The sequence below is a fragment of the Aequorivita viscosa genome (assembly GCF_900106795.1).
GTDB lineage: Bacteria > Bacteroidota > Bacteroidia > Flavobacteriales > Flavobacteriaceae > Aequorivita > Aequorivita viscosa.
Genome location: NZ_FNNS01000026.1, coordinates 1 through 25,871, shown reverse-complemented (window position 1 = coordinate 25,871; position 25,871 = coordinate 1). Strand labels below are relative to the sequence as shown.

Annotated in this window: 23 protein-coding genes and 1 pseudogene; 11 read left to right on the top strand and 13 right to left on the bottom strand. The window is 37.1% G+C overall.

Annotated features, from left to right (window positions below; all coding sequences use genetic code 11):
* Nucleotides 1–476 precede the first annotated feature (476 nt).
* Complete coding sequence (locus tag BLW28_RS13320; RefSeq protein WP_073221699.1) at nt 477–800, bottom strand: GIY-YIG nuclease family protein; 324 nt, start codon at nt 798–800, stop codon at nt 477–479.
* 690 nt (nt 801–1,490) lie between these two features.
* Between BLW28_RS13320 and trpB the strand changes: the two genes are divergently transcribed.
* The 5 genes from trpB to BLW28_RS13295 all read left to right on the top strand — a co-directional run bounded on the left by trpB (nt 1,491) and on the right by BLW28_RS13295 (nt 7,780).
* On the top strand, nt 1,491–2,699 hold the full coding sequence (gene trpB / locus BLW28_RS13315) for a tryptophan synthase subunit beta (RefSeq protein WP_083540854.1): 1,209 nt from the start codon (nt 1,491–1,493) through the stop codon (nt 2,697–2,699).
* Nucleotides 2,700–2,888: 189 nt separating this feature from the next.
* On the top strand, nt 2,889–3,557 hold the full coding sequence (locus BLW28_RS13310; RefSeq protein ID WP_234946502.1) for a pentapeptide repeat-containing protein: 669 nt from the start codon (nt 2,889–2,891) through the stop codon (nt 3,555–3,557).
* A 201-nt stretch (nt 3,558–3,758) separates the two neighbouring features.
* Complete coding sequence (locus BLW28_RS13305; RefSeq protein WP_083540848.1) at nt 3,759–4,787, top strand: Fe(3+) ABC transporter substrate-binding protein; 1,029 nt, start codon at nt 3,759–3,761, stop codon at nt 4,785–4,787.
* A 47-nt stretch (nt 4,788–4,834) separates the two neighbouring features.
* Entirely contained in the window at nt 4,835–6,463 is a 1,629-nt protein-coding gene (locus BLW28_RS13300; protein WP_073221696.1) for an ABC transporter permease, read from the top strand.
* Nucleotides 6,464–6,679: 216 nt separating this feature from the next.
* Nucleotides 6,680–7,780, top strand: coding sequence for an ABC transporter ATP-binding protein (locus tag BLW28_RS13295; protein WP_073221693.1), 1,101 nt, complete (start codon nt 6,680–6,682; stop codon nt 7,778–7,780).
* A 62-nt stretch (nt 7,781–7,842) separates the two neighbouring features.
* Here BLW28_RS13295 and BLW28_RS13290 read toward each other — a convergent pair whose 3' ends face one another.
* The 5 genes from BLW28_RS13290 to BLW28_RS13270 all read right to left on the bottom strand — a co-directional run bounded on the left by BLW28_RS13290 (nt 7,843) and on the right by BLW28_RS13270 (nt 10,694).
* Nucleotides 7,843–8,742, bottom strand: a complete 900-nt coding sequence (locus BLW28_RS13290) for a restriction endonuclease (protein ID WP_073221690.1) — start codon at nt 8,740–8,742, stop codon at nt 7,843–7,845.
* A gap of 119 nt (nt 8,743–8,861) precedes the next feature.
* Nucleotides 8,862–9,296, bottom strand: coding sequence for a VOC family protein (locus BLW28_RS13285; protein ID WP_073221688.1), 435 nt, complete (start codon nt 9,294–9,296; stop codon nt 8,862–8,864).
* 67 nt (nt 9,297–9,363) lie between these two features.
* A complete protein-coding gene (locus BLW28_RS13280; RefSeq protein ID WP_073221686.1) occupies nt 9,364–9,792 on the bottom strand; it encodes a VOC family protein in 429 nt (142 codons plus the stop codon).
* A gap of 4 nt (nt 9,793–9,796) precedes the next feature.
* Complete coding sequence (locus tag BLW28_RS13275) at nt 9,797–10,282, bottom strand: DUF4199 domain-containing protein (RefSeq protein ID WP_073221684.1); 486 nt, start codon at nt 10,280–10,282, stop codon at nt 9,797–9,799.
* Nucleotides 10,269–10,694: a DUF1801 domain-containing protein gene (locus BLW28_RS13270; RefSeq protein ID WP_073221675.1), complete on the bottom strand. Its 426-nt coding sequence runs from the start codon at nt 10,692–10,694 to the stop codon at nt 10,269–10,271. Before BLW28_RS13270 ends, BLW28_RS13275 begins: the two co-directional genes overlap by 14 nt.
* Before the next feature lie 145 nt (nt 10,695–10,839).
* Here BLW28_RS13270 and BLW28_RS13265 point away from each other — a divergent pair, with 145 nt between their 5' ends.
* Nucleotides 10,840–12,297, top strand: a complete 1,458-nt coding sequence (locus BLW28_RS13265; RefSeq protein ID WP_073221673.1) for an exonuclease domain-containing protein — start codon at nt 10,840–10,842, stop codon at nt 12,295–12,297.
* Nucleotides 12,298–12,481: 184 nt separating this feature from the next.
* Here BLW28_RS13265 and BLW28_RS13260 read toward each other — a convergent pair whose 3' ends face one another.
* The 4 genes from BLW28_RS13260 to BLW28_RS13245 all read right to left on the bottom strand — a co-directional run bounded on the left by BLW28_RS13260 (nt 12,482) and on the right by BLW28_RS13245 (nt 16,555).
* Complete coding sequence (locus BLW28_RS13260; RefSeq protein WP_073221672.1) at nt 12,482–13,141, bottom strand: HAD family hydrolase; 660 nt, start codon at nt 13,139–13,141, stop codon at nt 12,482–12,484.
* Nucleotides 13,142–13,216: 75 nt separating this feature from the next.
* Entirely contained in the window at nt 13,217–14,218 is a 1,002-nt protein-coding gene (locus tag BLW28_RS13255; protein WP_073221671.1) for an LLM class flavin-dependent oxidoreductase, read from the bottom strand.
* A 21-nt stretch (nt 14,219–14,239) separates the two neighbouring features.
* Nucleotides 14,240–15,313, bottom strand: a complete 1,074-nt coding sequence (locus BLW28_RS13250; protein ID WP_073221669.1) for an NADH:flavin oxidoreductase/NADH oxidase — start codon at nt 15,311–15,313, stop codon at nt 14,240–14,242.
* 507 nt (nt 15,314–15,820) lie between these two features.
* Nucleotides 15,821–16,555 carry a hypothetical protein gene (locus tag BLW28_RS13245; protein ID WP_073221650.1) on the bottom strand — a complete coding sequence of 245 codons (735 nt, stop codon included), beginning with the start codon at nt 16,553–16,555 and terminating at the stop codon, nt 15,821–15,823.
* Nucleotides 16,556–16,870: 315 nt separating this feature from the next.
* Here BLW28_RS13245 and BLW28_RS15805 point away from each other — a divergent pair, with 315 nt between their 5' ends.
* From BLW28_RS15805 to BLW28_RS13235, 3 genes are read left to right on the top strand one after another with little or no spacing between them, the layout of a single operon-like run.
* A complete protein-coding gene (locus tag BLW28_RS15805) occupies nt 16,871–17,032 on the top strand; it encodes a hypothetical protein (RefSeq protein WP_159431788.1) in 162 nt (53 codons plus the stop codon).
* Between the two features lie 35 nt (nt 17,033–17,067).
* Nucleotides 17,068–18,732 carry a tetratricopeptide repeat-containing sensor histidine kinase gene (locus tag BLW28_RS13240; protein WP_073221647.1) on the top strand — a complete coding sequence of 555 codons (1,665 nt, stop codon included), beginning with the start codon at nt 17,068–17,070 and terminating at the stop codon, nt 18,730–18,732.
* Between the two features lie 3 nt (nt 18,733–18,735).
* Complete coding sequence (locus tag BLW28_RS13235) at nt 18,736–19,401, top strand: response regulator (protein WP_073221644.1); 666 nt, start codon at nt 18,736–18,738, stop codon at nt 19,399–19,401.
* A gap of 353 nt (nt 19,402–19,754) precedes the next feature.
* Here the strand turns inward: BLW28_RS13235 and BLW28_RS13230 are convergent, their stop codons facing one another.
* From BLW28_RS13230 to BLW28_RS13220, 3 genes are all read right to left on the bottom strand, one after another.
* On the bottom strand, nt 19,755–22,247 hold the full coding sequence (locus BLW28_RS13230) for a DUF5686 and carboxypeptidase-like regulatory domain-containing protein (RefSeq protein ID WP_073221643.1): 2,493 nt from the start codon (nt 22,245–22,247) through the stop codon (nt 19,755–19,757).
* A 361-nt stretch (nt 22,248–22,608) separates the two neighbouring features.
* Nucleotides 22,609–22,743 (bottom strand): four helix bundle protein, encoded by a 135-nt coding sequence (locus tag BLW28_RS16165; RefSeq protein ID WP_394331671.1) that lies wholly within the window; start codon nt 22,741–22,743, stop codon nt 22,609–22,611.
* 145 nt (nt 22,744–22,888) lie between these two features.
* The gene (locus BLW28_RS13220; RefSeq protein ID WP_073221641.1) at nt 22,889–23,866 is read right to left on the bottom strand and encodes a pyruvate dehydrogenase complex E1 component subunit beta; all 978 of its coding nucleotides are present in this window, start codon (nt 23,864–23,866) and stop codon (nt 22,889–22,891) included.
* Between the two features lie 388 nt (nt 23,867–24,254).
* Here BLW28_RS13220 and BLW28_RS13215 point away from each other — a divergent pair, with 388 nt between their 5' ends.
* Nucleotides 24,255–25,538, top strand: a complete 1,284-nt coding sequence (locus tag BLW28_RS13215; RefSeq protein WP_234946503.1) for a tetratricopeptide repeat protein — start codon at nt 24,255–24,257, stop codon at nt 25,536–25,538.
* 60 nt (nt 25,539–25,598) lie between these two features.
* A pseudogene (locus BLW28_RS13210) lies at nt 25,599–25,859 on the top strand (transposase); the annotation flags it as partial.
* Between the last annotated feature and the right edge of the window lie 12 nt (nt 25,860–25,871).

The window sequence follows — 25,871 nt, the reverse complement described above, 5'->3', positions numbered from 1 at the left end:
TGCGATTTCTCCCGCTGGTCGAAATGACAAATTAAAAACTATAAAACTATACGTCAATGAACTTTCCTTTTGTCATTCCGACGAAGGAGGAATCCCATCCACCTAAGTCCTCAACCTCCATTCAAAACTCAAAAACTCACTCTTTTGCGATTTCTCCCGCTGGTCGAAATGACAAATTAAAAACTATAAAACTATACGTCAATGAATCCCCTTTTTGTCATTCCGACGAAGGAGGAATCGCATACTCCTAAGACCCAAGCTTCAATTAAAAACCCCAAAACTCACTCTTATGCGATTTCTCCCGCTGGTCGAAATGACAAACTGAAAACGCAAAAACTAAATGTCAACGAATCCCCTTTTTGTCATTCCGACGAAGGAGGAATCCCATCCACCTAAGTCCCCAAGCTTCAATTAAACACCCCAAAACTCGCTCTTATAGGGTTTCTCCCGCTGGTCGAAATGACAAATCAAACAACTCACTCCACCAAAAACCGATCTTCCAAAAATTCAAAAGAAGCATTAAACGAACGAATCAAAGCCAACTTCTTATCCCTCCGCCAACCCTTTAACTCCTTTTCTCTCGCAATAGCCAGCTGAATCCAAGAAAACTCTTCATAATAAACCAAATGTTGTATCTGATACCTAGACGCAAACGTCTTAATCCCTTTTTCAATATTTTCACGATGCTGCCGTAGTCTTCTCCCAAGATTATTGGTCACCCCAATATAATAAGTAGATCGATACTTGTTCGTAATGATATCAACGTAATACGTATGGCTGCCTTCGTTAAATTCAATCATAATTATTAGTTTACTCTTATGCGATTTCTCCGCTATCGGAATGACAAAGTGATTCTTATTTTGTCATTCCAACAAAAAAGAATCTTATCCACTTGCGCCGCAATGGCTGCCTATGTTAAATTCAATTACTACTACTCTATTATTTACTCATTAAATAGTAGTGAATGCAACGCATTTCTGAAATCGGTAAAGAAGATTCGGTAACTTTATAAAATTATAAAAAAGGAGCCAACTCAATTCATAGTTACTATAAAATTAAGCAACTTCAATTCTCTATGTACTGGTTATGTAATTTTATCGGCCTAAAAACCTAACAGATCTCCCAAACATGTCAGTTTTAATTTTCAAAACAACTTTGTGCAATTGAATAATTGTTATAATTTTACTCCTTCATTGAACAAGACATACATGTTATTACAGAATAAAACATATTGGTGGCACAACTTTAAACTTTCAATCCTAAGGACTTAGAGCTGCTATATTATTTTGTAAACTATATAAATTTTAAAAGCCGTAAGCGATCCTTACGGCTTTTTGTTGTTTTAAACTTAAATATTAATAAAATGAAAAGCCTATTTAACCTACAACTATGGCAGGGCTTCTGCCAATTTAAAAACATTCAACACCAGACAAACACGCACACAAATGTGCATCGCTATTACTATTATAATAACATTAAAAAAATAGATTATGAATACTTATAACGCATCCCAAATAGATACACAAATCAACGTTCAACCCGTAAAAGAAATGCTAGAAACGGCTGGCATGTATGGTAACTACGGTGGCGCCTATGTGCCTGAAGTTTTGGCTTCTCAATTGACCAAACTTGCTGCCTTTTTTGATTCTGAAGTTCAAAAATCAGAGTTCCAACGGCAATTTATTCACTACTTAAAAACCTTCGTAGGAAGACCTTCCCCACTATTTAAAGCTGAAAACTTAAGCGAAGCCATCGGGGCGACTATTTACCTCAAGCGTGAAGACTTAAATCATACTGGGTCGCATAAAATCAATAACGCGATTGGTCAGATACTTTTAGCAAAACAAATGGGCGCTAAAGAAGTTATTGCAGAAACGGGTGCAGGGCAACACGGAGTCGCAACAGCAACAGCCGCAGCGTTACTAAAAATTCCTTGTAAAGTATTTATGGGTGCTGTAGATGCTGAACGACAATTGCTTAACGTAAAGCGAATGGAGTTATTGGGAACAAAGGTTGTTATAACAAACGAAGGGCGAGCAACCTTGAAAGACGCTGTTGATGCGGCTTTGGGTTATTATATAGAGAACCCAGAATCATTTTATTTACTAGGCTCCCAGGTGGGACCACACCCCTATCCTAAAATGGTGGGCTATTTTCAAAGTGTAATTGGCAATGAGGCTATTCAACAAATAGTACGAGCCGAAAAAAGACTGCCCGATGCAGTATTTGCTTGCCTTGGTGGTGGTTCTAACGCGATTGGTGCTTTTAGCGCATTTTTACCCGAGACAGAAGTTAAATTATACGGCGCTGAAGGTGGCGGTAAAAACGTGTTTAACCATACAGCGGCAACGCTTACCTATGGCAAACCTTCGGTGTTTCAAGGAACGTATTCATATTGTTTGGTAGATGAAGAAAACAACCCGATGGCTTCAGAATCTATCGCGGCTGGTTTAGACTATCCTGGAATTAGTCCGCAACACGCAAGCTTGAAAGATTCGGGACGTGCAACATACGAGCCAATCACCGATGAGGAAGCCCAAGAAGCTTATAGATTATTGGCGAAATTGGAAGGAATTATCCCGGCTATTGAATCTAGTCACGCAGTGGCATTGGCAATAAAGAAATTTAAAAACACGGGAAAATTGGCGATTGTTAACCTATCGGGAAGAGGCGATAAGGATATTACACGTGATATTTAAGGATAATTGAGGCATCAGACTTTAGAGGCGAGATTTGCTTTTGATAGCTTGATAAATATAGGTAGACTAATTAATCATGTTTTTTGTTATCATTGAACAACATCGGTAAACTTCAATTTTAAAACCTAACAGATCTTTGTATCTGTTAGGTTTATTTTAGAAATCCGTACCTTGCGCATCGATTAATAAATGCAATTTAGTTACTTCATATTACTGGTAAATGAATCTAGCGCATACGAAAATCAACACCAAAAAACGCTTCACATAAATCAAGAAACAGCAATGAATCAAGGGTATTCTGAAGACGAAACATTTCGCAAGGTAGATTTCAATAAAACGCCACTAACAAGAGGAGAATATGAAGGCTGTAGCTTTGTAGATTGCGACTTTTCGAACAGTAGTCTGTTCAATTTTAGCTTTACCGATTGTGAGTTTTTGGGATGTAATTTAAGCCTAGCTAAACTTGATGGTACAGCATTTAGGGACTCAATATTCAAAGATTGTAAGCTTCTCGGTCTTCGTTTTGATACGTGTAATGACTTCGGAATTGGCTTTAGTTTTGACAATTGTAACCTAAACCACGCCTCGTTTTATAAGCTAAAAATTAAAAAAACTCATTTTATAGACTCTCAGCTTCAGGAAGTAGATTTTGTGGATTGCGACTTAACGAGTGCCATATTTACAAACTGTGACCTTAACGGAGCTACCTTCAACAATACAATCATTGAAAAAGCAGACTTCAGAAGTTCAATTAATTACACTATCGATCCAGAATTGAATCGGATCAAGAAAGCGAAATTCTCTCTCGCTGGCATTTCAGGGTTATTAACAAAATATGATATTCAAATTAATAATTGAAACTGAAATCTAGCTCTTCAATAGTATTCAATTAAAACAGTTACAGCCACCATCCGCCTTCATTTTAACGAAAGAAGTTATAAGCTTGTTTGTATTGAGTCTAAATAAACTTATCTTTGCAAACTCCTTGAAAACCGAAGTTTAAATTCGTGAAAAAGGAATTGTTAAAAAGCGTATATAATTCATAAAAAAAAATCAACAATGAATAAGTTTTTGAAATTTGGCTTAATGGCCTTTGCTGTAAGCTTTTTTATATCTTGCGGAAACACTTCAAATGAAGATGTTGTAAACGTATACACCCACCGCCACTATAAAGCAGATGATCAACTTTTTGCCAAGTTCACAAAAGAAACAGGTATAAAAGTAAACATTGTAAACGCGAGCGCAGACGAATTAATTCAGCGTTTAGAAACGGAAGGAAAAGATTCTAAAGCCGATGTGTTAATAACCGTAGATGCTGGTAGGCTATACCGCGCAAAATCTAAAGACTTGTTACAACCTATTAGCTCGAAAGTTTTAGAAACCAACATTCCTGTCAATTTTAGAGATCGAGAAGGCTATTGGTTCGGAATGACGTATAGAGCGAGAATCATCGCTTATGCAAAAGATCGAGTGAATCCTGATACCCTAAAAAATTACGAAGACTTAATTAAACCCGAATGGAACGGGAAAGTGCTAATTCGTTCTTCGGAAAATATTTACAACCAATCTCTTTTAGCTTCAATTATCGATGCCGATGGTTCAGAAAAGGCAAAAGAATGGGCTAGCGGAATGGTAGCAAATATGGCAAGAAACCCAAAAGGAAGTGATCGCGACCAAGTGAAAGCTGTGGCTTCGGGCGAAGGTGATATTGCTATTGTAAACACTTATTACATTGGTTTATTACTAAATGATGGAAATGACGAGGAGCGCAAAGCGGGTGAATCTGTGGGCATTATTTTCCCTAACCAAGACAATCGTGGAACGCACATTAACGTAAGTGGTGCTGGGGTAACCAAATATGCGCCACACAAAGAAAATGCAATTAAGCTTATCGAATTTTTATCAGGTATTGAATCGCAACAAACGTTGGCAAATTTAAACTACGAATATCCTATCAATCCAGATGCTAAAAAAGCCTCTATTTTAAAAACCTGGGGCGACTTTAAAGCGGATACAATTAATTTAAACAAACTCGGAGAACTTAATAGCGAAGCAGTTACGATTTTTGATAAAGCTGGCTGGAAGTAATATTGCGTATTGATTTGGTAGACGGTAGACGAAAAAAAGTAGTTTAAATGGCAAAAAAGACCACCTATTGGTGGAATAAGTGGACAGCGGGAGCAATCGTGATACTATTATTAGTATTAACGCCCATATTCACTATCTTAATAAAGCTTTTCGACAGTCCAGGAGAGCATTGGGGACATATCGTTACCAACCTACTCCCTTCGTACTTTTCAAATTCCTTGATTTTACTTTTAGGCGTGGGCTTGGGAACATTTATTCTAGGCGTGAGTATGGCTTGGTTTGTCTCGGTTTATGAATTCCCTGGCCGTAATTATTTTGAATGGCTACTTATTTTACCGCTCGCCTTCCCTTCCTACATGATGGCGTATAGCTATGTCGGAATTTTAGAATACACAGGGCCCGTTCAAGCATTTTTTAGAAATAATTTGGACGTTTATTTTACAGGACCCATTGTAGATATTATGAATATGCCTGGTGCAATTTTCATACTCTCTATAAGCCTGTTCCCGTATGTTTACGTGATTTGCCGCGCTTCGTTTATGAAGCAATCGAGCGAGCTTCAAGAAGCAGCACTCATATTGGGAAGTAACAGATTGCGCGTATTTACCAAAATCGCACTTCCAATGGCGCGTCCAGCCGTTGCAGGAGGAATTGCACTGGTGGGAATGGAGGTTTTAAACGACTACGGAACCGTAAAATACTTTGGCGTAGATACCTTTACTTCTGGAATTTTCAGGGCTTGGTTTTCATTTGGAGATATTAATACCGCCATTCACCTTTCGGCTATATTGACTTTGATTGTGTTATTTTTAATATGGCTGGAAAACTTTCAACGCGGTAGCCGAAATTGGACAAGCCAAAGAAGTAGTGCCAGACCTACGCTACGGATAGTTCCTAAACACAGAAGCACACAATGGCTATACACTGGCCTTTGTGCTGTGGTGCTAATGATTAGTTTTATTATGCCGTTATCCCAACTTTTTTATTGGGTTTCAATGACCTGGCAAAATGTAATAGATTCCGAATTCGGCATTCTTATTTTTAGAAGTTTTTCATTAGCAATCGGTTCGTCTGTGGCAATTGCAATGCTGTCTATCTTTTTACTTTATGCTGTTAGATTAAGCCCGTTGCGATGGACACGCCATATTGCCCGAACAGCTTCTATGGGATACGCAATTCCTGGTGCTGTTATTGCGGTAGGTGTAATGATTCCGATGATGGAACTAGACAGATTTATAAGTTGGCTTTCGGCAGATAGTATAGGAATGATATTGTCTGGCTCCCTTTTTATCCTTGTAATTGCGTATATTGTAAGGTTTATGGCTGTGGGCTATAATGCAATAGACGCAGGATTCCAAAAGACCGGAGCATCAGTAAATGAAGTCGCAAGATCCTTAGGAGCGTCACCCATAAGGACATTATGGAAAATAGACTTACCTTTGATACGAAACAGTATAGCTGCAGCAATTCTACTTGCCTTTGTAGATATTTTGAAAGAATTACCGCTAACGTTAATTTTGCGTCCTTTCAACTTCAATACACTGGCAACAAAAGCCTTTGATATGGCTACGAATGAAATGATTGCAGAATCGGCCAACGCATCGCTGGTGGTAGTGCTTACGGGAATTATTCCGATTATCCTGTTGAATAGCGTGATTCGAGGGAAGTATGATTGAAGATTGGAAATGAATAACGAATAACCAATTTTGAATAACGAATGATGAAGTTGGAAAATCATTGAAGATTTACGATTGGGGATATACGATTGACTATTTGTGATAAGGAAATGAATGATGAAGTTGAAAAAGATTGAAGATTGGGGATTAACGAATAACCATTAACTCAATAACAAATAACTTATTGACGATTACTGATTATTGAACATTTAGAAGATGACAATTATAGAATTAAACAATATTAGCAAGAAATATCGCGCGGCAGATAAATATGCTGTGGATGGGGTTTCGTTTTCGCTTGAAAAAGGTGAAATCCTTGCCCTTGTTGGTGAAAGCGGATCTGGAAAGACCACTTTACTGCGATTGATTGCTGGGTTGGAGCATCCCGATGGAGGCGAAATACGATTGAATAATGAAGTCATTGTAAGTGGACGAAAATCACTACCTACCAATAAGCGAAAAACAGGAATGGTTTTTCAAGATTATGCCTTGTTTCCACATCTTACGATTTATGAAAACGTCGCTTTTGGTCTGAAAGGTCTGAAGAAAAAAGAAACCGAACAGCGCGTTTACGAAACCCTTGAACTTACTGGATTAAAAGAAGATGTAAAAAAATATCCGCATCAACTTTCAGGAGGGCAACAACAGCGTGTAGCCTTAGCTAGAGCCCTTGCACCAAGGCCAGCACTTCTATTAATGGACGAGCCTTTTAGCAACTTAGACACTATTTTGAGAGATCAAGTTCGAGAAGAAGTCAGACAAATTATTAAAACAATGGGAATAACGGCTATCCTCGTTACCCATGATACCAAAGATGCTTTCTCTACTGCCGATAAAATTGCGGTGATGCTGAATGGCAAGCTTCTTCAAATTGACACACCCGACGCCCTATACAACGACCCGAGTTCGGCTTATGTAGCTGAATTGTTCGGAAAATCAAACAACTTAGAAGCCACTGTAGAAGCGGGAGGATTTAATACACCTTTTGGCTTTGTTTCTGGTCCAGCAGACTGTCCTTTTGCTACAGACAGTGAAAACTGTAAGGTTAAACTATTCTTTAGGGCTGAAGAAACCGACTTCTGCAATGCCGAAGAACCACACCTTTGTGGGATGGTAGAACAATGCACCTATCTTGGCGACCATATGCAACTGAAAGTCCGTTGCAACCGCTGTAATACTTGCGAGAAAGGCTCAGAAACCGAAAACTTCCTCGAAAACCAAAGCATCATGTTAAAATCTGCAGTTCAAACTTGGAAGCCGGGAGATACAGTTCGATTTAGGTTGAAGAACTTTAAGGTTAAAGAGACGGAGGAGTAGCAAGCCTAACACTCTCTACGCATAGATTAATTTTCAAAGCGAGTGTAATGTATATTAAACACTTACTCTCCTTCAAAGAAATCATTATCTACTTGTTTTACTTCATAAACAGTTTTAATTTGAATTCCTACATTATACTGATGCATTAAATCGACCAATTTAGGTCCATCAATCAGAATTATTGTATGATGAGCTTCCCTTGCCTTCCTAATAGCGGATTGGTCAAAGGTAGATGTAGTTATAAACACTCCTTTTCTAGTATCCCCACTCATTGCACCAATAAAATTTCTAATATCTTTCTCCCGAATCTTATTTTCATTATAACGTTTAGCTTGAGTATAAATTTTTTCAAGACCAAGCTTATCTTCGTTGATAATACCATCAATACCCCCATCACCAGATTTAGAAGTCTCTACAAAATCTCCATAGCCCATTTTTTTAAGCAGAATGAGGATTACTTTTTCAAAGTAATATGGATCAATCTCTTTCAACTTCTCTAAAAGCTCAGCTTTTACTTCTGCCTCAATTGTAGAGAACCCAGAATCTATTAAATCTTGTGGTGATGCATTTTCAACGTTTTCAGTCTCCAATTCTACTTCATTCTCTTTCTTTAAAGTAACCGATTTTCGATATTTTATATAATCTAGGTCATTTCGAAGATCCTCTAGCGATAGTATTCCCCTTTCAAGAATTTGTTTTCCTTTTTGAGTAATTTGCACCCGACCTCGTTGAGGATAAGAAACGAATTTTGCCATTTTGAGATAAGATTTCGCCCAACCAATTCTGTCTATTAAAACGTTAGCTCCAGACTTAGTTTTTTTAATAAGCAAATCTGATGGTAAATCAGAATAATATGTATCACGAACCCTAGAAGCTAATTCTCTGCTATTTAAAGAATCTTCTGTGTTCAATGTTTCCAATAAAGGAATAAATGTTTCGTGATATTTTGGTATTTCTAGCATGTTGAGAAGTAATTAGATAAAGAAATTTATACTCCGAAAGTTGATGATTTATCAATATCCCGTAGCCTATCTTCCATATCTCAAATGTACCAGATTCGGATATGGTATACAAATGACTGTTATTTCATACTCTCTTCATTAAAGCTCACCATCCAGTTGATGCCAAACTTATCAGTAAACATGCCGAAGTAATCACCCCAAAAGGTTGATTCAAGTGGCATTGTCACTTTTCCTTTAACAGAAAGCCCCGCAAATAATCTGTCAGCTTCGTCCTTAGAATCTGTGGTTATGGATACAGAAAAATTGTTGCCTTGAATGTAAGTCGGTGCCCAATCTCCTCCAACATCACTTCCCATTAAAATTGAGGTTCCAATAGGCAAACTAACGTGCATGATTTTATGTTTATCAGATTCGGCTACTTTGTAATCTTCACTCTCTGGCATATCACCAAAACGCCCGATGTAGTTGAATTCTCCTCCAAAAACAGATTTGTAAAAATTAAAGGCTTCTTCACAATTGCCGTTAAAATTAAGGTAGGTGTTTGTTGTTGCCATAATACTATTAGGTTTTAGAATCTGGGTTTATAAAATGTATAAATACTTCAATGCTTTAATCTAAACCTCACTTAACCAATTCACTATCTACAGGTTCCCATAATTCAATTTTATTGCCTTCAGGGTCAATGATGTGAACGAATTTGCCGTAGTCAAACGTTTGTATTTCATCTAAAATAGTAACTCCATTTTCTTGAAGTTTCTTAAGTAATTCCTCAATATGCTGCACTCGATAATTAATCATAAACTCCTTCTTAGAAGGCTGAAAGTACTCACTTCCCCTTTTAAACGGACTCCATTGCAGGTAATTGATTTCCTCGGGCTTGTCGATGTTTCTAGACCCAAAAGTTGAACCCCATTCATCGGTATTGAAACCCAAGTTTTTGGAATACCAGTTTTTTGTTTCCTGTGGATTGTCAGAAAAAAAGAAAACACCTCCAATTCCAGTTACTTTGGGGATTTTATCGTCCGTAGGTGGTTTGCTTGGTGCTTCCATTGCTTTATTTGCTTTTAGTTCTTATAAAAATCATTGCAATAGCAACAGTTACAACGCCCATAATTAAAGCACCTATTGCACTTTGCTTGGCATAGTTTGGATAATTAAAATACGCTTCCGCTTCTTCTGTTGTGGCGTAATATCCCACTTCAACGGAGCGTTTTATAACATTTGGAAAATATTCGGGTGTAATAACGTAGGAAGTTATCCATTGCGTCAACGGACTTAAAGCAGCAATAAAAACAGATAGGATAATCCCAGAGATTAAACCTTGTTTATATGACATTTGTCCGTTGTAAAAGTTCCTCTTTTTATCTTTTAAAGCCATCACCATTACGATAATTGCAGGAATGGCAAAGAGATTAGTGAGGTAAAGATGATAGTCGATATACTCGCCATGTAAACCGCTAACCTTTTCTAATACCATCCAAAGCAATCCCATTATTGAAAATAAAATCGCCCATTTGACTTCTATTTTAATGCTTTTCATATTTCGTTTGTACGTATTGAATTGTTTCCTTCATCAGTAAAGTTAACGCATCTAGATTAATATCAGCCAGTTTCTTTACATAAATACAGGACTTTCCTTTTTTGAATTTACCTAAATTCTCCAATAAATGTTCGTGAGCTTCAAGTCCCGTAAAGACGTAAAGAGAAATTGCAGTCTTTCGCGGAGAAAAACCTATAAGTGGCGCATCACCTTCGTGGCCGCTATCATATACGTAATGATATTCTCCAAAACCGATGATACTTGGCCCCCACATTTTGGGTTCGAAGCCAGAAACAGTTTGCATTAGCGTTATTAATTCATGGCTGTCTTTTCGCTTTTGCTCGGTAGTGGTAAATGAATCAATGAATTCAAAGACATCTGTATTTGTTGGTTTTGTTTTTTGTTCAGCCATAATAAGGTGTTTCAGAAGGTTGGAATTGTAAAGTTACAGAAAACAAGGAGAAGCTGATTCATATTGGACTATTTCCATTCAACAGGGATTTTTCCAAAAAGTGATGATTTTTTAATACATTTGTACTTCTTTCACACAACTGTAGATGCACCAACAACTTTTTGCTATAATAGACGTAGAAACCACGGGCGGTGGTATTGCAGGAAATAGGATTACTGAAATCTGTATTGCTTTAATGCGCGGGAATAAAGTTGTGGATAAATACAGTACACTTATAAACCCTGAACGCGAAATCCCCCAATACATAACAGCCTTAACGGGAATCGATAACCGAATGGTCGAAAATGCACCACGGTTTTTTGAAGTAGCAGGAAAAATTGACGAGTTTACTCGCAACGCCATCTTTGTCGCCCATAATGTTAGTTTTGACTACAATGTTATTCGAGGTGAATTCAAGAAAATTGGACAGGGATATACTCGAAAAAAGCTCTGCACAGTGCGGCTCTCACGAAAATTGATTCCCGGATTGTTATCCTATAGTCTCGGAAGACTTTGCGATACTATCAACATTCCGCATGTTGACAGACACCGTGCGGAAGGCGATGTGGATGCCACTGCTATTCTTTTTCAACGTCTGTTATCCTTGGACGAAAGCTTTGAGACTTTCAATTCATTTTTAAATCCGCGATCCAAACAAGCTACTCTCCCACCCCATTTACCTTCTGAACAATTAGAGGACTTGCCAGAGGAAGCAGGTATTTATCTGTTTAAGAATCAGAAACACAAAGTTATTTACGCCGGAAAGGCGAAAAACATCAAGAAGCGAGTGCTAAGCCATTTTTATGATAAAAAGACGAAGGAATATCATCTAGGACAGGAAACCCATTTTATAGATTACGAAATTACTGGCAATGAATTACTGGCGTTGTTGGTAGAATCGGAGCATATTCGGAAATATTATCCAAAATATAACCGTGCTCAAAAACGACCTGTAAATGCTTATCAAATTATTAGCTACGCGAACCAACGTGGCGTTATTCAACTCGCCTTGGCTAAAACTAAAGTGCTTCACGATTCCGTTGGTACTTTTTACAATAAAACGGAAGCGATAGAGAAACTTGAGGAAATTTGCGAGACTTTTAAATTGTGTCCGCGCTTTTGCTCGCTTCAAAGCAATGTAGAGCAGTGTTCGCATTATAGAATAAAAAACTGTGAAGGAATTTGTGATGGCAGTGAATCTGTTGAAGTCTACAACCAAAAAGTGAATAATGCGATTGCATTTCTGAAAGAAAACAAGCCCAATTTTGCCATTCAGGGAAAGGGAAGAAAAAGTGACGAAATCGGATTTGCTTTAGTTATAGAAGGACAATATAAAGGCTTCGGATTTTTTGACCGGAGTGAAGCAATTTCCACTGTTGAAGATTATGAGCCATTTATAAAATTACAAACTGCTAGTTACCACACTCACGCTATAATTCGCGGTTTCCTGAAGAAGAATGGGGAGCGGAATGTGGTGAGGTTTGAAAGTACATTGAAAGAATCCTCTGACTTACCTTATCAAGAAACGGATTTACTTGGTCCATTGCTTGGTGGGAATTGGTGAGTTAGATATCCTCAGACCTGACAGTGGATTTAAATGGATTCTCTAATGAAATATAACAGCTCGAGGCTGTAGACTTTAAGTAGCCTGGATAAATCACCAAAGTCTTATAGGTAAGCTTTTATTCAGCAATTTGTCACGTAAAATAAACCCCAATGGTCTTGAAGACTTTTGGGGACTGAACCGACTATAAGGTATTTAATAACTTATTATATTTAATCTCCTCAAAACGGCTAATAACTTTATTTGCCTTTGAGTAATCTTGATCTGTGGAATGCGGACTTTTATAGCCCACACAATAAATTCCAGCAGCGTGAGCAGCGGCGATACCATTGGTAGAATCTTCGATGACCATACAATTCTCCCTGGATTCTTCAGCTAACTGTGCCGCTTTCAAGAAGATCTCGGGATGTGGTTTTGACGCTTTTAAATCGGCTCCACTTATTTTCGCTTTAAAATATTGATTAAGATCAAAGCGCTCAAAAATTCGATTGATATTAGGCATAGAAGCAGAAGAAGCTAGGACTAAAGTCAAATCGTTATTATAATAATCCTTTATCAAATCGTGAACTCCGTCTAAAAGTGCTAAATCGCTGTCATTTTCAAATAGATATTTAAAATGTTTGCGTTTCGCTGCCACCAATTCCTCCGCTTTATGAGCTATGTCAAAGTGTTCACAGAGTGTACGACAAATAGGCAAAGTGGCTTGCCCTGTGAAAGAGTTATAGAGCGATTCGGAAACATCTATTCCTACATCTTCAAACATTCTAAAGTAAGATTTACGGTGTAATGGCTCGGTATCGACAATTACCCCATCCATATCGAAGAGAACGGCTTTTAGATTCATTATTATGTATTTTAAAATATGTAAAATGGCGAAAAAAGAGTCTAAAATCTAGACTCTAGCTTCTAGACTCTGTATTTATATTTGTGATAAAAGTTCAAAAGAACGCAGGCGTTTTTGGTGTTCAAAGATATGGGAAACGACGATAAGCTCATCAATTGCGGTTTCTTTTATGAACTTATTCAATTTATTTCCAACTGTTTCTTTGCTTCCAACAAATGTATATTGCATCATTGTAGCGATATGCGCTGCTTCCATCGGATTCCAAATTTTAGACATATCTTCTACTGGCGGCGGCAAAGGTTGGCGCGTGTTTCTTATAATATTCAACATAAACTGCTTCATACTACTCGCTAAATATTCGGCTTCTTCATCTGTATCTGCCACCACTACATTCACTGCCGCCATTGCATACGATTTGTCCAGTTGCTTGGACGGATTAAATCCATTGCGGTACAATTGAAATGCTTCGTGCAAATGGTTGGGCGCAAAATGGCTTGCAAAAGCATAGGGCAATCCCATTTCCGCTGAAAGTTGTGCGCTGAAAGTACTCGACCCTAAAAGATAGAGCGGCACTTCAAGACCTTCGCCAGGAATGGCCCGCACTAAACTAGTATTATTAGTTTTTGAAAAATATTGTTGCAGTTCCTGAATATCTCGTGGGAAATCATTAACAGTTTCCATACGTTCTCGCCTCAGGGCACGTGCCGTTGCTTGATCTGTCCCCGGCGCACGACCAAGTCCAAGGTCTATCCTATCAGGATAAAGAGTAGCTAATGTTCCAAATTGTTCTGCAACAATTAGCGGGGCGTGGTTTGGAAGCATGACTCCTCCAGAGCCTACGCGAAGCGTTTTGGTGCCTTGGGCAACATACCCAATCAGCAAAGGAGTGGCAGAACTCACCAAACTATCGGCGTTATGGTGTTCTGAAATCCAGAAACGTTTATAGCCGAGTTTTTCTACGTGCTGCGCAAGAGAAAGGCTGTTTTCCATAGCCGATTTATGTGAACTTCCTTGAATCACTGGAACCAAATCCAATACTGAAAAAGGTATTTTAGTATATGTTTCTTGTTCTGACATGAGATGTGTTTTTATAAAAAATTATAATTTCATTTTTGCTCGATTGTATTGAATCGGCCAGTCGAAATCTTCACCCAAGTCATGGGCAAAATGAAGGGGAAGGTACGGATGTCTCAGACACTCGCGACCGTAAAGCACCAAATCGGCCATTCCTTTTTGTAGAATTCCCTCCGATTGTTCGGCAGTAGTAATTTGTCCAACAGCCCCAGTTAATATTCCAGCTTCTTTTCTTATTTGCTCTGCAAAACCTGCTTGATACCCCGGAGCTGTCGGAATCTTGGCACGGGGAACATTTCCTCCAGATGAAGTATCTATAAAATCGACTCCTAACTCTTTTAAGCCTTTAGAGAGTAGTACAGAATCCTCTACCGTCCATCCACCTTCAGTCCAATCTGTAGCCGATATTCTTACAAAAAGTGGCTTTTCATTACCCCATTCTTCTTTCACTGCTGCCGTAACTTCCAATAACAACCGAATACGATTGTCAAAACTCCCGCCATATTCATCTTCTCGTTTATTGGCTAGTGGCGAATAAAACTGATGAAAGAGATAGCCGTGAGCAGCGTGAATTTCGACTACATCATACCCTGCTTCTTTTGCACGGCGCGTTGCTGCTACATAATCATCTTTCACTTTCTGAATTCCACTTTCATCCAAAGCGGTTGGCGCTGGCTCGTCTTCGCGAAAAGACAAGGAAGACGCTGAAACAGTTTGCCATCCGTTTTTTTTATCTGCGGGTATTTTTCTGGCACCATCTTGTGGCAGGTGATGACTTGCTTTTCTTCCTGCGTGTGCTAGTTGTATTCCAATCAAAGCATCTTGTGAATGACAGAAATTGACAATTTGCTTTAGTTCTTCAATATGCTCATCTCTCCAAATCCCCAAATCGCCATAACTTATTCTTCCTTCAGGTGATACAGCGGTAGCCTCCTGAATTATCAATCCAAATCCACCCGTTGCACGACTGCCTAGATGCACTAAGTGAAAATCATTAGCAAAACCATCTACGCTGCTATACATGCACATAGGCGAGACTACCATTCGGTTTTTGAAAGTGGTGTTTCTTATTTGTAGCGGGGAAAAGAGTCTGTTCATTGTATAAGTATTGGATTGAAGTTAAATATTTGTTCTTATGACGTATGACGGTAAGACCTAGGGCATAAGACCAAAGTTTTATTGAAAAAATTACGGAAGCAAAATGTTTCAGAAACAGTCTGCAAAGATATGAACATTAAAGAGGGAAAGGGGCTGATTTTAAGGGTTTATCATATTGTTAACCTTTGAGAATCTTAGGAGCTGGGAGCACGATTAAAGATATAAATATTCATAAAATTGAATATCTCTCGCCAAGCCGCTAAGACGGAAAGCATTTTTCACCCTTCTATAATTTCATCTACAAGCGTAACACTGTAAAATAATAGCTGAAATGATTCTTTTATAAAAACCCAATTCCTTAAGATTCTCTGCGCATTCTCTGCATTCTCCGCGCGAAATACACACTGTAAAGAATTCACCCAAAGACCGCAAAGTTTTTCACGATTGACGCAAAGCTCTGTTCACTCGCATTCGTTTTCGTTTTCGATTTGGTTTTCGTTTTCATCTTCATCTTCCCTCACAGATATACTTCTTAATCATATACCGCGTAATAGGCTTTAGTGTTTTTCCAGTTTCGGGATGCTTACCTAGGTATGTGAAATATTCTAGGTCTCCTTTTTGATTTTTACCATACCAAAGCATTACGTGACCTTCAGCGCTAAAAAATTGAGTATCGCAGTTGGGTTGTACTTTTTTGAAACGGTCTACTTGGCTTTCATTAAACAGGAGGATTTGTCCGTTTTCTAATTTATGCGAATCAAATTCGGCTTCGACAAACTTATTGCCTTCCCACACCATCCATTTCTCTTTATTCACGGCGTTAAGAATTATAAAAGCAATCAAACATCCTATAATAATTAAAACCGTTGTTCGATTTCTTCTCAAGAATTGGGCTACAAAGTGCGCCTTACCATTTTGAGGGGTTTCAGCAAAGTTTTCTGTTTGCAGGTCCTTTTTAGATTCGGTAGCCCTTATTAGTAAATCCCTAAAATCTTCATAGCCTAAATATTTCGACAATCCATCTCGAACTGCTTGTTGTTTTATTTCTATGGCTTCATCTTTTAGGGCTTCATTATAATAATCGCGCAACCGCCTTTCACCAAATTGAAAGTTGCATTCCTGCTCAATATAATCAGACAAGACTTCTGCCACTCCGCTTTTAGAAGGAGATTGAATGCCGTTTTCAACCAAATAAGCAGTGGCTTTTTTGAAGGCTTCCAAAATCAGGTTCTTGTGTGCCATATTGATGAGTTTCTGAACATTTAAAACTACAAAACACTTCTGAAACACTGTGGAAATTCTTTTCCAAATTGTTTCCAACGTGTTTCCAACACTACTCTGCTCAAATTTCTTCTTTTGAATCGATAAGTGAAATGAACTCTAAACAGGTTGCTAGCTAGCACACAATTTCACATCCAAATAAATGCGCAGGAAGTAAAATGGCTATGCCTTGAGAAGTAGCCAAACCATTCTATTTCCATCCCAAACTTCTCTGAATTAGTCTGAGCGATTACGCTTGGACCCAACCTCGAATATTAATTTCTAAAATCAATAAACATGAAAAAAAGATGTCACATTTTGTCTATTGGACTAATTAGCCTAATGCTTTACTCTTGTACTCCACAAGCAATTTCAGAAGATGAATCGATTCCGCAAGCTTGTTGTGGCGACGACGCTCACATTCCTCCTGTTCCACCACCAAATTGGAACGGAGGTTAATTGTTCAACACTTTAATTTTATTACTTTTAGAGGGATGAAACTGTCAAAACCCCCATCCCTCTTAATTTTCGTCCAATTACTCTGTATTGGACTCTTAACCAGCATTTCAGGGCAGGCTCAAAAACACATTGACAGCACCGACTTTTACGGTAAAATACTTCTTCATCCTGATGAAAGTTTTGATGTAGAAGCTGCGTTTTCATATTTCGAAAAACAAGTTGAGATGGATTTGCGTAAAAACGATACGATTAATGCCGTAAAAAAATTACGGTATATGGTTATTGGACAAATAGAAATGGGAGCACTTTACGAAAGTGAAGAAACCGCTGCAACGGCGCTTAGGCTTCTTGACAAAATGCCAACAGATTCCTTGGTCAAAGCACATAAAAAAGGAATTTACAACGATTTGGGAATGGTTTATCGAACCTTGAAAAATCCTACGAATGCTTTTCTGTTTTACGATGAAGCCCTTCAAATTTGCGAAGGTGCTTCTGATAGCTTGATTGTAATTAACAATAAAGGAAACCAGTACCTAGATATAGAAAAACACGAGCTTGCACAATTGCAATTTACAAAAGCGTATGAACTTAGCAAGCAGATATCAGACAGTTTAAATCAGGCACGAGCGTTAAGCAATTTAGGATTTGCACAGTCAAAATCACAGCATCCAGATGCCTTGGACAATTTACTTTTAGGTTTGGGGATTCGACTAAGGAACAATCATCTTGCGGGAATTTATTCGAGCTATTCGCACTTATCCAATTATTATCACAATCGAGGTCAGGCAAAAGAAGCAGAGGATTATGCCGAAAAAGCGTACAACATCGCACATCAAATTAACAGTCCTTCATACATTAAAAATTCGCTTTCTAATTTACTGAAAATAAAAAATGACTCTATTGCTCAAGAATATATTACTTTAAATGACAGTATAAAACTTGCAAAATTACAAAAGCGAAATAAATATGCAGGGATGCAGTATAACCTGTCAAAGGAAAAATTGAAAACAGAAGAGAACAGGCTCTTACAAGAAAAAGAAAAGCGAAAGAAACAAGGGTTTCAATTTTTAGGAATACTATTATTTACAGGTATTTTGGCTATTTATTTTGTTCAACGTGCACAGAATAGAAAAAATACGATTAAAGAAATTTTTAGAACAGAAGCCCGTATATCTAAAAGAGTACACGATGAAGTTGCGAATGACATTTACCATTTAATGACCAAAACCCAACTTAACGTTCTAGAGCCGGACGCTTTATTAGATGATTTAGAAGAAATTTACAGTAAAACCCGAGATATTAGTAGAGAAACCAATGCCTTAACGCTGCAAGATGATTTTGGCGCACAGTTGAGTGACCTTTTACAAAGCTATCAAAAGGAAGGGACAGTAATTACAATTCAGAATATTTCACAAATAAATTGGAAAGGCGTTTCCAATACTAAAAAAACGACTATATATAGGGTTTTACAAGAATTAATGACCAACATGAATAAGCATAGTAAAGCTTCTCAAGTACTCATCAGTTTTCAGAAAACAAGAGGTTCATTACAGATTAAATATGTTGATAATGGAATAGGAAGTGTATTAAAAAACCGAAATGGTCTTGAAAATACGGAAAACCGTATAAAAGCTATCAAAGGAAGAATTATTTTTGACACAGCCCCCAGCAAAGGATTTAAAGTAACCTTAACTATATAGGATATGTTCAAAAAAGTTTTACTTTCTGAAGACATCGATACCATAAGCCAAGGGGTAATGTCGGTTATGGATGCACTTCATATACACCACGTAGAGCAAGCTCAATATTGCGATGATGCTTATCTCAAAATAAAAAAAGCCAATCTAAATGAAGTACCTTACGACTTGTTAATTACTGATCTTTCTTTTAAGGAAGACCATCGTATACAACAGCTAAAATCTGGCGATGACTTAATTAAAGTTATACGAAATGATTATCCAGACATTAAGGTTATCGTATACTCTATTGAAGATCGTGCAGAAAGAGTGCGCCACCTGTTGAACGACCTTAAAATAAACGGATATGTGAGCAAAGGAAGAAAAGGCTTAAGAGAATTAGAAGAATCTATTGTAGCCGTAAATCAAGGAAATAAATATGTTTCACCAGAGCTCGACTATAGATTAAAGCGGAAAGCACCAGTAGAAATTAGTTCGTATGATATTGAAATACTTCAACAACTATCATTAGGAAATTCGCAGGAGGAGATATGCAACTATTTGGAAAGCAAGAATATCAAACCCAGAAGCTTGAGTTCTTTGGAAAAAAGATTGAATGTATTACGAGAACATTTTAAAGCTAAAAATGCGATTCATTTAGTGACTATTGCCAAGGATTTAGGACTTATTTAAAAATCTAGGCAAACAGTACGAAATCATTTTTCCACTTTTAAAAAGCACTTTTACATCGGGTAAGGATGGTGTTTTTCTTTTAATCAAAAATAATTTCAAAATAATTTGTGTTTTTACGGATACCCGTAAAAAACTCAATCAGACTATTAATAGCTTTGTACAGGTTGATTACCTTATTCGATTCTGGGGAGGATTTAATGGTAGCAACCTGAAATGCCAATCCTCTGCAATTAAGTTTGCAGAGGATTATTTTTTTGAAGATGAAGATGAGCGTTGTAAGGAATTGTAATCAACTTATCCTTGATGGGTTCTGAAAATGGCAATTTAAAGGCGTTTAGATGATGGGAAAACTATTAGAATGAAAACCCAAAAGATCCCGTAACGCCAAAGTCTCGTGCTTCTGGATTGTCGAGATAATTCCCTCGAAAGTTAAAATCTAGCCTGAAAACCCTAAAAATATTACCAACACCTACACTCCATTCCCAATAAATATCCTCAGGAGCTCGATAGACTATATTCGACGCATTCAAATTTATATTTTCTTGTGAAATTGTTCCATACACAGCTCTAAAGCCAACAACTTCTCGAAGGTTCCAATTACGAATAAGTGGAATTCGTGAAAAGATACGCCCTCCAAAATCGTGTTGTAAATAAAGTGAAGCATAGGTATCACTTACAAACTCGTAGTAATCTAATTGGGTAAACGTATTGTAAATAGTCCAATAGGTTTGGTTTCCAGGAATAGGGTTTAACAAGCTTAATGGAACTTCACCATAGGTTTTCCCCACTTCTACTGTAGAATAAAGACGACCTAAGCCACCAATATTCCAAGGCCTGGAATAAAAAGCCTGCAAACGTTGATATTCAAAATCACCGCCTAATACGTCTTTCAATCCGTAGCTATACCCTAGATAAAATGACGAGTAGTTACCTTCATTAATTATAGTTCGTTCTACACCATATCCTGATGTCTTTTTTCCGGGAGTATAAAATAATCCTAAAACAATTTCCGGTTGTTGGACTTCACTCTTAATATTCCCCGTAAAAAAACCGTCTTGCATTTCCTTATAGTCAATACTAAATGTTTCGGTAGCAGATTTTAGTGTTCGATAGGAGCCTGTAACCCGTACTACAAAGTTTTTCCAAGGCTCTACGCTAAATCCTAACGTACTGAGGTTAATACGGGAAAGCCGATCGTTGGTACCAACAGAAAACAGCGATGAGCTCGCCAAATTTCTACCTAAAACATCGTTGCTATTTGTTAAACTAGCACCTGTTTGTTCTACATCGCGACGGTTTCCTCCAAATACAGTAAGTCTAGAGCGACGATCTAAAAGCCACTTTCCAGAAAGACCGTATTTAAATCTATCATCTTTAAAACCATAGGCTCCAAAACCTTCCAATCGCCACGGATCGTTTTGCCCAAAGTATGTTCTCCCTCCTAAACGAATTCGAACTCCTTCAGATTCATTATATCCAAAAACTGAATAAATGGGTCCAAAATCGAAATTATTAATTTCATAATATCCACTGGCCAATGTGGCTGTAAGGTTGTACAAAGATTTAAACCTAGGTACAGTTTTAAGGGTATCGAGCATTTTATAGACCCCTTTTTCGTCTTTATTTAAACTTTCTAATCGTTTTTCATCCCAATAATCATCTGGACGATTATAAACTTCATATCGATAAGGGTCGACTTGTTCAGAATAAAACTTTTTGTCTTTTGGTATATCGAACTCGTATTTATCGTACAAAGTGGTGCGTTTTCCGTAAAGCCCTTGAGCGCTTTCTTTTTTCCTGAAACTAAAATCGCTCATAAAGTAATCTCGTGTGATTAAGAAAATAGAATCGTTAAGCACGTCAAATTCTTGTTCGATATAAACGTCGCGAACCCAGTTTACGTTAGCGCTTTTTGAAGCATTTAAATTTATTTCTTTAATGGCCCAAGTGGTATCATTAACCCAAAAATCGCCTTTGAAGGTTAATTCGTTTTTTCTGCGTGGGTAATAGACAATGTTATAACACCACTTATTATCTCGGAATGCGCTGTCTTGTAAAACGTAGTTATACACATCGATACCTGTACGGGATAATGGACTGGTAAAGGCTTTATCAAAAAACTTTAAATAATTATCGTAAACGTCGTATTCGCTATATAAATCTTTAATAAAAGCTATAAGGGATTGATTGTTGTCGAATCCAGAGTTTTTATTTCCTTGGAGTATTTCTTTTTCAGTTTTTAGAATGTTATCGCCATATACTTGCGAGTAGGCTTCGTTTATAAAAATGGGCAAATAGGTTTTTCCCGTTACTTTGGAGGTGTCTGTCATATCAAAAATGAATTCCATCCCTTTGAAAATCTTATTTTCCATAAAGGCACTATCGATGGTATTCAAATCGAATTCCAATTTTTCGTATTTGTCGTATTGGTATTGTTTGAATTTTTTGACTCCGTTTTCACGTCTATTTTCCCAAATTTTCCGAAGAATATCAATCGCAGGATTATTCTTTTTTGAGGTTTTCCCTGTATAAATCACCACTTCATCTAAGGCCGCAGCACCTTCTTCCAGAACAATTTCCATTTTGTAGGTAGTTCGTTGGGTAAGCACTACTTCTTTAGTATCATAACCCACAAAAGAAAAAAGAACAGCGGTGTAGTTTTTTTCACTTTCTAAATAAAATCGACCGTTTTCGTTGGAGATAGTTCCTTCTTGAGAATCTTTGAAAATTACGTTTGCAAACGCAACTGGCTCTCCAGTAGTGTCTGTTATAATGCCACTTATTTTAGTCTGGGAAAATACCGAAGCACCTATTAAAATGAATAAAACTAAAATTGTATTTTTCATAAATATTTTAGGGCTCAAAGAATAAAACTATAAATAACAAATCGCAAACTCCAAGTCACAAATTCCAAATAAACTCTAATATTCAAAAAGTGAAAAAACAAAAATTTGGTTATGATTTTATTATTATGGCAAGATGAAATCTCAAATAGTAAAACCTAAGGATTGCAATAACTAAACTAAAAATTCAACAAACAAATTTCAAAAATAAAAAGACAACCTCGCTATCTAAAATTTATCAATAATAGCTGAAAGTATCTTTTTAAATTCTGTGGCTTCTTGAATTAAATCTTTAACTTCCCTTTTGATTGGGTAAGTCATTTGTTTCAGAAATTAAACTAACCAAATAAAAACTCTCTTTTGCTTACTTTCTACTCATTTTTACACGAAACTTAAAATCCTTTTTACTCAACGCCTCATTAGCCTCAATATAATTTGCTCCGACGGAACCAGAAGATCTTATCAGCTGCTTAGAATCCTCAATATTAGCAACTGTGATCTTTAGAGTTTTAATAAAAACACGAATGTCTTTTGCAAAAAGGAAAGTACGTTCCTCTAAATCGTAAGGTTTACTATTTGAAGTTTTGGTTTTTTGGGATTTTATATTTATTCGTTATTTGGTGCTTGGAATTTATTTGTTAATATCATTTATAAAGAACCTTCTTAACCGCCTTGATTACATCTTCACTATTTGGCAACCATTCTTTGAACAAAACAGGAGAATATGGCGCTGGTGTATCTGCGGTATTGATTTTAATAATTGGAGCATCTAGATAATCGAATGCTTCATTTTGAACTAAATAAGTTATTTCGGTAGCTATGTTTCCAAAAGGCCAAGCTTCTTCCAAAATTACAAGTCTGTTGGTTTTTTTAACCGACTCGATAATGGTTTCTTTGTCCATTGGACGAATGGTACGCAAGTCGATAATTTCGCATTCAATGCCTTCTTTTGCAAGTTCGTCTGCTGCAGTATAAGCCTCCTTGATTATTTTTCCAAAGGAAACGATAGTAACATCGGCCCCTTTTCTTTTAACCTCAGCAACACCAAGGGGAATTAGGTATTCTCCTTCTGGCACTTCGCCTTTATCGCCATACATTTGTTCACTTTCCATAAAAATTACTGGATCGTCATCGCGGATAGCACTTTTCAACAACCCTTTTGCATCGGCAGGATTACTAGGAACCACTACTTTTAGTCCAGGACAGTTAGCGTACCAACTTTCGAACGCTTGACTATGCGTAGCTGCTAATTGACCAGCAGAAGCTGTTGGCCCTCGAAAAACGATAGGGATGTTGAATTGTCCTCCGCTCATCTGGCGCATTTTGGCTGCATTATTAATTATTTGATCAATTCCTACCAAGGAAAAGTTGAATGTCATAAATTCTATAATTGGTCGGTTGCCATTCATGGCAGATCCGATACCAATTCCAGAAAAACCAAGTTCGGAAATTGGGGTATCAATAATACGTCGGGGACCAAATTCGTCTAGCATTCCTTTACTGGCCTTATAAGCTCCATTGTATTCGGCAACTTCCTCGCCCATTAAATATATAGTGTCATCGCGACGCATTTCCTCGCTCATTGCTTCTGCTATGGCTTCTCTGAATTGTAATGTCTTCATTTTTCTAAATTGAAATATTAAATAACTGAATCCCGATTGCGCTCGGGAAAGGACAACAAAAATAAAACTAATTATTGATATGCGGCTATGAATTGTACAAATGGTTTAGAGTCTAAATTTCAGACTATTTAGTGCTATAATTAGAATTTAGAGGAAATCAAAATAACATACGATAATGTGAATAATCAGAAAAAACCACAATTAGGTCAATAAACAAAAGGCTTTGGAGTTATTTATAATGTTTTATGAAAATTTTTGTTTAACAGACTATTAACACTTATTTTTAAAGATTAAACACCCCTGCATAAAAACAACACTACTTCTCTGTTCTTTTTTGTTAATTACTTGCTTTTCGAACGGCCAGCAAGCGAAGGTTGATAGTTTGAAGGTGGTGTTAGAGACGGTACATAATAAATCTGATCGTCTCGAAATTCTAAAAGAAATTTGCAAAAAAGCTTCAGAAATCAATATACTTGAAAAGACCCATGTTTATTATGATGAACTCTTTAGCATAGCCCAAGAAATCGATGATGAAGAAACCATGGCTTTCGGATACCATCTTTTACTGAGAGAATATGAAAAAAAGAGAGATTCGATTAAGGCTTTAGAATATTTCCATAAGGCACACAAAATAAATTTAAAAAGAAAGGATTCTTTAGGTATTGTAAAGGATTATAATGCTTTAGGTGGAATATATAATAAGTTTCAGCAATATAAAAAAGCGGAAGAAGCATATTTAAAAGCCTTGGATATTTGTAAGAACAACAACTTTGATTATATAGGTAAAGTCTATATAAATTTAGGAATAGTAAAACAAAACCAACGTGATTATAGTCGTTCGACTGAATATGCGCTTTTAGCCCGAGAAAATGCTTTTGACATTAAAAATAAAGAACAAGAGTCCTCTTCTTTAGGAATAATAGCCGGAAATTATATGTGGACAGATAACGATAAAAAAGCAGAGGAGTACTATTTAAAAGCTTTGGATATATCGGAGAAAGAAGATTATTTCTTACCTAACTTAAACAATTACAGAGGATTAGCCACAACTTATTCTAGATTGGGTGCTTCAGAAAAAGCTTTAGAATATAATTTTAAAGCATTGGACTTGGTGGAAAACTACGGTGACAAACTTTACAAACTAGACATACTTTTAAACATAGCCACTGCATACAACAGAGCTGGAAGTATAAAAGAATCATATACCTATTATGATAAAGCATTGGAAATTGCTAATGAACTAGATTCTAACGTCGGCAAGAATGTTATAAGGATTAACGTAACGCTGCTAAAGGTTAATGAAGGGAAATACCAAGAAGCTGAAAAAATAATACTTAAAGCCTTGAATGACACAATTGATAGAAATGCTTTACCAGAAACTCATGAGAGAAGTGCTTATATATTATTGTCAATGATCTATGAAGGAAAAAAAGATTATAAGAGATCACTACTTTACCATAAAAAGTATTTTAGTCTCGCCTATGATATTTTATCCAAAAGCCAGTTGAAAAATGTAGCCGAATTCGACACCAAATACCAAACGGAGAAAAAAGAAAAAGAAAATCTAACCCTAAAACAACAAAACGCGGAGCAGGCCCTTTTAATGGAAAAAGCAAAAAATCAAAAAATGGTGATTGGCGGGGGGCTACTAATTTCTTTGGTAGGTTTGTAAGCTTCCCTTTAAACCGAACTGTTTAAAAGTAGAATAATTATCTTAATTTTAAACAGTATTATGAGACGAAGTAAATTTTCACCACAACAGATTGCAAAGATTTTAAAAGAGTTCGACAATGGAAAGAGTGTCGACCAGATCAGTCGTGAGCATGGGGTCAGCCCCGCCACTTTCTATAATTGGCGTTCTAGATATGCTGGAATGAACTCCAAGGAGCTCAAGCGCCTCAAGGAGCTAGAGGAAGAGAATCGCAAGCTCAAGCAGATGTATGCCACTCTGGCCCTTGACCACCAGATGGCCAAGGAGATCATCGAAAAAAAGCTTTAAAGCCCT

Coding starts and splice junctions, on each gene's coding strand:
- BLW28_RS13310 (WP_234946502.1), top strand. CDS start 2,889: ATGCAATTTAGTTACTTCATATTACTGGTAAATGAATCTAGCGCATAC.
- BLW28_RS13285 (WP_073221688.1), bottom strand. CDS start 9,296: ATGGCAACAACAAACACCTACCTTAATTTTAACGGCAATTGTGAAGAA.
- BLW28_RS13220 (WP_073221641.1), bottom strand. CDS start 23,866: ATGAAGACATTACAATTCAGAGAAGCCATAGCAGAAGCAATGAGCGAG.
- BLW28_RS13260 (WP_073221672.1), bottom strand. CDS start 13,141: ATGAATCTAAAAGCCGTTCTCTTCGATATGGATGGGGTAATTGTCGAT.
- BLW28_RS13235 (WP_073221644.1), top strand. CDS start 18,736: ATGTTCAAAAAAGTTTTACTTTCTGAAGACATCGATACCATAAGCCAA.
- BLW28_RS13230 (WP_073221643.1), bottom strand. CDS start 22,247: ATGAAAAATACAATTTTAGTTTTATTCATTTTAATAGGTGCTTCGGTA.
- BLW28_RS13290 (WP_073221690.1), bottom strand. CDS start 8,742: ATGCTAGAAATACCAAAATATCACGAAACATTTATTCCTTTATTGGAA.
- BLW28_RS13300 (WP_073221696.1), top strand. CDS start 4,835: ATGGCAAAAAAGACCACCTATTGGTGGAATAAGTGGACAGCGGGAGCA.
- BLW28_RS15805 (WP_159431788.1), top strand. CDS start 16,871: ATGAAAAAAAGATGTCACATTTTGTCTATTGGACTAATTAGCCTAATG.
- BLW28_RS13250 (WP_073221669.1), bottom strand. CDS start 15,313: ATGAACAGACTCTTTTCCCCGCTACAAATAAGAAACACCACTTTCAAA.
- BLW28_RS13320 (WP_073221699.1), bottom strand. CDS start 800: ATGATTGAATTTAACGAAGGCAGCCATACGTATTACGTTGATATCATT.
- BLW28_RS13305 (WP_083540848.1), top strand. CDS start 3,759: ATGAATAAGTTTTTGAAATTTGGCTTAATGGCCTTTGCTGTAAGCTTT.
- BLW28_RS13255 (WP_073221671.1), bottom strand. CDS start 14,218: ATGTCAGAACAAGAAACATATACTAAAATACCTTTTTCAGTATTGGAT.
- trpB (WP_083540854.1), top strand. CDS start 1,491: ATGAATACTTATAACGCATCCCAAATAGATACACAAATCAACGTTCAA.
- BLW28_RS13275 (WP_073221684.1), bottom strand. CDS start 10,282: ATGAAAAGCATTAAAATAGAAGTCAAATGGGCGATTTTATTTTCAATA.
- BLW28_RS13240 (WP_073221647.1), top strand. CDS start 17,068: ATGAAACTGTCAAAACCCCCATCCCTCTTAATTTTCGTCCAATTACTC.
- BLW28_RS13265 (WP_073221673.1), top strand. CDS start 10,840: ATGCACCAACAACTTTTTGCTATAATAGACGTAGAAACCACGGGCGGT.
- BLW28_RS13270 (WP_073221675.1), bottom strand. CDS start 10,694: ATGGCTGAACAAAAAACAAAACCAACAAATACAGATGTCTTTGAATTC.
- BLW28_RS13295 (WP_073221693.1), top strand. CDS start 6,680: ATGACAATTATAGAATTAAACAATATTAGCAAGAAATATCGCGCGGCA.
- BLW28_RS13280 (WP_073221686.1), bottom strand. CDS start 9,792: ATGGAAGCACCAAGCAAACCACCTACGGACGATAAAATCCCCAAAGTA.
- BLW28_RS13245 (WP_073221650.1), bottom strand. CDS start 16,555: ATGGCACACAAGAACCTGATTTTGGAAGCCTTCAAAAAAGCCACTGCT.